The sequence below is a fragment of the Butyricicoccus sp. AM78-15b2TA genome (genome assembly GCF_027665985.1).
Lineage (GTDB): Bacteria > Bacillota > Clostridia > Oscillospirales > Butyricicoccaceae > Agathobaculum > Agathobaculum butyriciproducens.
The window spans coordinates 1-7,277 of sequence record NZ_JAQEHY010000035.1 but is presented as its reverse complement, the minus strand read 5'-3'; the positions used below and the strand labels follow the sequence as shown (position 1 = coordinate 7,277).

Genomic DNA, 7,277 nt, shown 5'->3' with positions numbered 1-7,277 from the left:
GACTGTCCGGGCGGCGCAAGGGAGCTTTTCTCATGGATAAGCACCCTCGTTGTGGGGCTGTCCTTCAGCTTGCCGATAAAAAGCAGACTGCGGACTGCCGCCGTAATGTCGATAGACCCCAATCCCCGGTAGGTGCTTTGCGTTCCTGCGGCTTTGTTCAGGTGTCCAATCAGCACGATAGCGCACCCGGTAGCCTGTGCAATGTCTCCCAGACTGCGGAATATCGGGCGCACCTCGTTTGCTCTGTTCATGTCCACATCTGCGCCCAGAAACGCCTGTACCGGGTCAATGATAACAAGCCTTGCGTTGTTCTCCCGGATTGCCCTTGCTATGCGCTCATCGGCAAGGGTCAGCGGCGTGTCTCTATCGTCAATGACAAGCACTCGTTCAAGGTCTGCGTCAGCTTCCATCAGCCGGGGCTTAACGGTATCGCCCAAACCGTCCTCGGCGGTCTGATAGATGATATTAAAAGGCTCAATTGTTTCCATACCGGGCAAGGGCTTTCGGTTGGTGCAAGCCGCCGCAAGACGCATGGCAAAGTAGGTCTTTCCCTCGCCGGGGTTGCCCTGTATGATCGTCAGCTTTCCAAAGGGGATATACGGAAACCATAGCCAATCCACGCTCGTCAGCTCCACATCTGCCATACGGAGCATGGGGACAGGCTGGGCGGTGGGCAGCTCTCGTAGCGTGATTGTTTCCGCTATAAATTTGCGGCTGGGAATGTCCCCTTGCTGACGGAGAACATCGTTCCAGTCTTTCCTTGCCGGGACAAGGCGAATGACGGCGATCTCGCTGGGAATGGACTGTGCCAGTCGGGTACAGGCTTCGCTTCCTGCGGTGTCGCTGTCAAGGCAGAGGAACACTTTTTGGGTGTCCTTGCGTTCAGAAAGAAAACGGTCAAGAGCTTTGCCCGAAACGCCGCCCAGGGCAAGATAATTTCTTTTCTGCCAGTCCTGCGGATAAAGGCAGATGAATGATAACAGGTCAATCGGTGCTTCAAAGACAAAGAGCTGGTTGCCGTTTCCCTCATAGCGGAACGGATAGGACTTGTCAGACCCGGCAATGTCCTGTCTGAATGGGTCTGCCGTTCCTCGCACATGGGCGTATCTCGGCGTACCGCTTCGGTCTCTGCCGACAAACACAACATTGTGCCGCTTTGCTTCCTCGTAAATATCCCCGGAAAGAAGAAAAGCCTCAACAAGCGTTTTGTTGAGACCTCGGCTTTCGCAAAGAAATTGAATTGCTCTGTCGGCTGTTCTGTTGTGCAAGGGCAAGTGAAACGCTGTGGGCGGTGTTGTGCTGGCTTCGGTCTGCCCCTCGCCGCTTTCGCCGGTCAGGAGCTGGACAGCTTCGGGAAAGGACTTGCCGTAAAACTCCATGACAAAATCAATGGGATAGCCGCCCTTGCTCTGGCTGTGGCGAAACCACTTGTTTCCCCGGACGGTCAGGCTGTCATGTTCTTTCCAGCGGTATTCTCGTCCGCTTTTGATAAGCGTCTCTCCCTGTGTGCGGAGAAAATCTTCCAGACTGACGGCATTTGCCCGGTCAATCTGTGCTTGGGTGTAATTCATCGGGATAGTTCCTCCTTTTTCTGTCGTGTTTGGGGTCGATTTTGGAGCTTTTGTTCCTCTGTACGCTCGTTAAATCGGGCGGCAGTATCTACGCATGACTTGACCTTCCAAAGGCGGTGTAAATCGTCTCTGACAGCCTTAAACTCGCCATAGGTGGTTTCGTGCGCCTGTTCCAGCTCGTCATACTCTTCGGTCAGCTTTTTCATATCCACCTTGCCGTCCGGGAACTCCCCGGTCAGCTTTCGTCTGGCGGCGTAGAACTGTTTCAGTTCCGCTTCATGCTCTGCCTTGTACTTGGCTCTGGGCTTCTCAAACTTGATTTTCTGCAAGCCGTCATAGACAGGCTTCAAGTTCTGGAAAGCAGCGGAGCTGTCATAGAGCTGCTTGATTTCTTTCATTCGTGCGGTCTGCCCGTCCAGCGTTTTCTTCAAGCTCTCTGTGGTGGAGCTGTGTTCATTGACATGGCTTTCCAAATCTTCAAGGGTGTAAATGCCGTTTGCCCGGAGATAATTGAAAGTCTCGTTCATCTCCTTTAGGTTGCTGATTTTGCCTTTCTGGGAATAAGCCCCGGCTTTGCGCTGGGTGTAGTAGGCGTTCAGCAGAGAAACAAGGTCGGGGGTCTGCGGCTTGGCAAGCTCTGCTTTTGCTTCGGCAATCCAATCAAACAGGAGAGTGATTTTCTTCTTGATGTCCCGGATAACGGCATTGGTGGCTTTGATCCAGCGGTTGAACTCTCCCTTTTCGGTGCGTATGCCTTTCTTCTCCATTGCCCGGACGGTTGCGCCCTCATGGATGGTGGGAAGTAAATCCACGCCCTGCCGTTCATAGCTTCGGTGGTCGATACGGACAGTAAGACCTTTCTCCGCAAACTTGGCGTTGCACATTTCAGCCCATGTCTGCCGCCAGTGTTCCAGCGTTTCGGGACTGCCCCAGTCGGTAGTGGGAACGGCATTGAAAACAAACTCTCCGTTCTGGTCTCGGATACGGTTGCCGTCCTCGTCCAGCTCGTACACCCGGCGTTGCTTTAGCCCCCATTTGCCGTTCTGCTCGATGGGGCGGATGGGGCAAAGCACATGAAAATGCGGGTTTGGTATGCCGCCGTCCTCCCGGTCTGGCTGGTGTACGGCGAAGTCAACCACCATGCCCCGGCTCACAAAGTTCTCCAATAAAAATTGCCTTGCAAGAGCGATGTTTTCCTCAAGGGAAAATTCATTCTGCAAGGCAATGTCAAAGCTGTATGCAAGCTGGGCGTTCTTTCCACGCTCGGCTTTTTCCACGGCGTTCCATAGGGTCTGGCGGTCTGCGTATTCGGGCGGTGCATGGGACGGCAGGAGAATGTTGGAGCAGATCACGCCGCCCTTTCTGGTGTAGTCGCTGTATTCGCCGTAATACTCGCTATACAATCGCTCCCCGGCACGGTAGGCGGCAGAAGCAATAGCGGACTGTCCTGCGCTTCGCTTAGTCTGCGTGACGCTCAGATGAAATAGTGCCATCGGCTTTCAACTCCTTTTCTCTGTTTGTTTGGCTGATGTGGGTAATCGCCATGTGACGGACGGCTCGCTGGACTTCGGACAGGGAAAAGATGTGTTCCATCAGCTCTGACATTTCGGTGCGTGTGAGATCTTTGACCTCCGGGGCAAGGCTCTCAATCGTTCCGCCCAGATTGCAAAGGCGGTGGGTGCGCTTGGTGCGTTCGCCTTTCTCCAGATACTTCTTTCTGTTCTCCAGACGCTCCAGCTTGTGCTGTTCCTGTACAAGCTGCGTCTCGGCTCGTTCCTTTTCGGCTCGAAGCTGTTCAAGGGTTTTCGGTTTTGTCATTTTTCGTGACCTCCTTTTTTGAAAATGGGGATAAAAAAAGACCGTCAACTTTTCGCAGATTGCGACCAGTCAACGGTCAGTTTTTCGGTATTCAGTTGTTGTGTTCAGTTCGGTAAATTGAAGTTGGTCAAAGTTGTTGGCGAAGATATTCCACAACATTTCCATTCGTATCATAGAAACAGATGTTTCCTACATTGAGGGGCAGGACAATGGCGAAAGGCTTGCCACTATCAATATCAATCACTTGAATGCCGTTGCCATCATCTACTTCAAGTCGAACAATATTTTGGGTATTCATTGAGATAAATGCCCTTTCGTTATTTCCCTCAACAACAAACTCTGCAATGTAATCATCAACCTCAACTATATCTCCACCACCACGGAAGAAATATCCAAAAGACAAGCCAGGGCGATTTACATAGACAGAAAAAGTGTGGTCTGTCTTGTCCTGTGGGTAAGAAATAAATGCAGCCATTGTGTCGGAAATGCTTCCATCAACAATCCAATCATCCAAAATTTTTTGAGATTGGCGAATGTCTGCTTCTAAACTGTTTGCGGGTTTACCAATGTCATTGTTTGCATAAAGGAAACCGAAAACCAACACACAAGCCAAAATAACACCCAAGAGGATTATGGGTAATTTCTTTTTCATAGAATCACACTCCTTTATCAAATTAAGATTCTTGATTTTCAAACTTGCTGGCGGCGAACGGTTTGTCAAAACCGTTTGCGGACGGCAAGTCCACAGGGGATAGCCGCTTTAGCGGCGCAAGGGGGTGTAGCCACCTTGACGGAACGAAGTGACGCAACATTCTCGGTCATGCAGTTTTCTTCTGCTGACGGAGAATGAAGCTCCGCAGGACGCACTACTCTCGACAGAGAGTATAGAAGTGCGCCCTTTAGTTCCTAAAGGGGTTTGCTCCGGCTTAATTTCTCGACAAACTGCAATTAGTCATTTCAGTAAGTATTTTCCGAGTCCTATCTGAATCAAATATAGGACAAGGATATGTGCTGGATAAAAAACATAGAAGAAGTATTTTAGCTTCAGTTTACCACGCTTTCCGTTGTATAGCAGAATAAGCAAGCAGGCAAGAAGCGTACATAAAGGCGGTTGATTTCCCGTTGTCCCCATGTAAGCCAAAAGGAACAGCAACACTTGATAGATTCGGTGATTACGGCAAATATAAAATGCTGATATGAATAAGATCCCCTGCATACCGTAGTCACAATGGATTCCTTCCGCAATGCCGGAAAAAAGCACTACACTGAGAACTTGCAGGACTGCTGATTTTATTCTATCCACCGGTAGGTCTGATTTACACGAAAATCTTTCAAGGCATACCAATGTCAATAAGCCTAAAAACAAGGTGAAAAATACATTTTGATACTTCAAGTAAAACGGAAATGTATCTTCCATTCGTGAATACGCACTAAAGAAACCTATGTCAAATGGAACTTCCGAAATAAGGGCAAATGCAAGCATCAACCCAATATAGCGTTTTTTACTTCTTGTGTGTTGGAATCCTTCTGCCAGCAAAAAACAGAATAGCGGAAAAGCAATCGTCCCAATGCTTTGCAAATCAAACCGTATGAAATAATCTATCTCTCGGAATCTCTCCCACGACATTTGCCCGTTATCTGCCATAGCCCCCCAGTAGTTTGATAGCAGCCATTGCAGCACAATTTTACATAGATGGTCAATAAGCATTGTCAGTACAGCAATAACCTTTAGCGAATTTCCTGAGAGAAATTGAATGCGATTTATTTTCCTATCAAGGCTCATAAAGCAACCTCCTACCAACTTCCAATTCTACGATTTTTCGCATTCAAATTATACCATAAAACTCGTGAACAATTCTATCGCAACTTTGGAATATATGAGAAAAGTCCGAACAGTTTTCTGCCCGGACTTCCTCACTCAATCATAAATCAATTCTGCTTTCACAACTTCCTCTGCCTGTGCCTTGCAAGCGTTCATCTGCCGCACCCATTCCATTTGATTATCGGCTTTCAGTTGCTCAGTCACCCCGTTTTGCTCTGCCAGTGACCGCACGATCAGCTCCATGCGGTTTCGTGCCGCTTCGTCAATCTCGGCACAATGTTCAAAGAGCTTGTCGGATAGCACCAGTTCATTGAACAGTATCGGGCGGTGCATTTCTAAATACGCCTTGCGAAGTCTGCCGTAGTGTCCGATGGGCTTGGTCTTGCGGATAATGATGTTCGGGATAAGATAATCGCCGTTCCGTGTGTAAGTGATATTCATGCTGTTTGTACTCCTTTCATCGGCTCTCTCTGCGGTAAACTGCTGGCGGGAACGAACACGCCCTTTGCAATATCCTCCGCACGAATGGCGGCTTTCTTGGCTTCGATTTCTGCCTTTTTTCTCCCCTTGATTTTGTCCTCGTATCGCTTCTGCGCTCCGCTGGCTTTCCGCTTCAAGTAGTTCTGATGAAGCCTGTCTTTGCGTTCCTCACGCTTGCGGATTTCTTCTAATTCCTCTGGGGTAAGCTCCACTTCTCCAAACGCCGGAGGAACGAATCGCCCGACAAAATTGAAGTAAATCTCGACCTCCTGTGTGGTCTGTATACTGCCCTTGCGGTCACGCTCATGTACAAGGATTTTCTCGATAAACTCGTTGAGCATGGCAATGGTCAGCTTGTCGAAGTTCTCATATTTGTCAATCAGAGCGATAAAACGGTCAGCGTCCTTTTCGTGCTTCTCATAGCTCTTGACAGCCTTTTCCAGAACAGAGATTTCAGCGGTAAGCTCGGACTGTTCCTTTTCGTATTGAGCGTCCAGAGTGGCGTATCTGCTGTCGGACAGCTTGCCTAAAATGTTGTCCTCATAGATTTTGCAGAGCAGGACTTCCAGCTCGGAAACTCTCTGCTTTGCTGTGGCAAGGCGTGTGCGCTGTTTTCTGACCTCTGCCGTCTGCTGGCTGGACTGCGCTTCCTGCACCACACGGACAAACTCGGCTCGGTCATGCTTGGCATACTCGGCAATAGCTTTGAGCATTTCGGAAACAAGGGACAGTACCACATCTTCATTGATACGGTGCTGTGTCGTGCAGAGCTTTCCAACTGGGACTTTGCTGTATTGGGAACAGGTATATTGAGAAATACGCTTGCCGTTGTTGGTACGGTGGACATACATCTTGCCGCCGCAATCGGCACAATAAAGCAAGCCTGTGAGGGGAGCTGCTTCGCCCCAGCCGTCCGGGTAGCGTCTGACATTCCCACGGATTTTCTGCACAAGGTCAAAGGTCTGCTGGTCAATGATAGCTTCATGGGTATTCTCGAAAATCGTCCATTCGTCCTCCGGGACATAATGGCTTTTCTTGTCCTTGAAGTGCTTTCGAGTCTTGAAGTTGATGGTGTGTCCCAGATATTCACGCTTTTCAAGAATGTTGCAGATGGTGGAAGAACCCCAGCCGTACACATCTTTGAAAGTCTTGTTTTTATTCACACCCTCGCCGTGCTGGGCAAGGTAAGCGGACGGAATTAGGATTTTTTCTTCTTTCAGCTTGCTGGCGATCTGATACGGACCGTAGCCCTCAATCGTCATGGCAAAGATGCGCTTGACCACATCAGCGGCTTCGGGGTCAACCAACCATTGGTCTCTGGCTTCGTTCCAGAGATAGCCGTAAATGACCGTGCCTGTGAGGTGCTTGCCGGACTTGCCTTTGGACTGGAAAGTGGAACGGATTTTACGGCTGGTGTCTCTGGCGTAATACTCGTTCATAATGTTGCGGAAAGGGGTAAAATCATCGTCACCTCTGGCGCTGTCCACGCCGTCATTGATGGCGATAAGGCGAACGCCACGCTGACGCAGGATTTCCATAATCTGACCGACTTTCAGATAGTCACGACCCATGCGGCTCATGTCCTT

The 7,277-nt window shown here is 49.5% G+C and carries 7 protein-coding genes; all 7 read right to left on the bottom strand.

Annotation, left to right across the window (positions count from 1 at the left end):
* The coding region (locus PGS25_RS15170) for an AAA family ATPase (RefSeq protein WP_270419374.1) at positions 1-1,571 on the bottom strand (1,571 nt) is incomplete at its 3' end.
* Positions 1,568-3,064 (bottom strand): MobQ family relaxase, encoded by a 1,497-nt coding sequence (gene mobQ, locus PGS25_RS15165; protein WP_270419372.1) that lies wholly within the window; start codon positions 3,062-3,064, stop codon positions 1,568-1,570. The genes PGS25_RS15170 and mobQ, both read right to left, overlap by 4 nt.
* Positions 3,030-3,389 carry a DUF3847 domain-containing protein gene (locus tag PGS25_RS15160; RefSeq protein ID WP_270419371.1) on the bottom strand — a complete coding sequence of 120 codons (360 nt, stop codon included), beginning with the start codon at positions 3,387-3,389 and terminating at the stop codon, positions 3,030-3,032. The genes mobQ and PGS25_RS15160 overlap by 35 nt, the downstream gene beginning before the upstream one ends.
* A 127-nt stretch (positions 3,390-3,516) precedes the next feature.
* The gene (locus tag PGS25_RS15155; RefSeq protein WP_270419370.1) at positions 3,517-4,041 is read right to left on the bottom strand and encodes a hypothetical protein; all 525 of its coding nucleotides are present in this window, start codon (positions 4,039-4,041) and stop codon (positions 3,517-3,519) included.
* Between the two features lie 300 nt (positions 4,042-4,341).
* Positions 4,342-5,172 (bottom strand): TraX family protein, encoded by an 831-nt coding sequence (locus tag PGS25_RS15150; RefSeq protein ID WP_025483373.1) that lies wholly within the window; start codon positions 5,170-5,172, stop codon positions 4,342-4,344.
* A gap of 135 nt (positions 5,173-5,307) precedes the next feature.
* On the bottom strand, positions 5,308-5,652 hold the full coding sequence (locus tag PGS25_RS15145; protein ID WP_118300510.1) for a TnpV protein: 345 nt from the start codon (positions 5,650-5,652) through the stop codon (positions 5,308-5,310).
* Positions 5,649-7,277, bottom strand: a 1,629-nt coding sequence (locus tag PGS25_RS15140; RefSeq protein WP_270419368.1) for a DUF4368 domain-containing protein, incomplete at its 5' end; no start/stop codon positions are given. The genes PGS25_RS15145 and PGS25_RS15140, both read right to left, overlap by 4 nt.

Coding starts and splice junctions, on each gene's coding strand:
- PGS25_RS15160 (WP_270419371.1), bottom strand. CDS start 3,389: ATGACAAAACCGAAAACCCTTGAACAGCTTCGAGCCGAAAAGGAACGA.
- PGS25_RS15155 (WP_270419370.1), bottom strand. CDS start 4,041: ATGAAAAAGAAATTACCCATAATCCTCTTGGGTGTTATTTTGGCTTGT.
- PGS25_RS15150 (WP_025483373.1), bottom strand. CDS start 5,172: ATGAGCCTTGATAGGAAAATAAATCGCATTCAATTTCTCTCAGGAAAT.
- PGS25_RS15145 (WP_118300510.1), bottom strand. CDS start 5,652: ATGAATATCACTTACACACGGAACGGCGATTATCTTATCCCGAACATC.
- mobQ (WP_270419372.1), bottom strand. CDS start 3,064: ATGGCACTATTTCATCTGAGCGTCACGCAGACTAAGCGAAGCGCAGGA.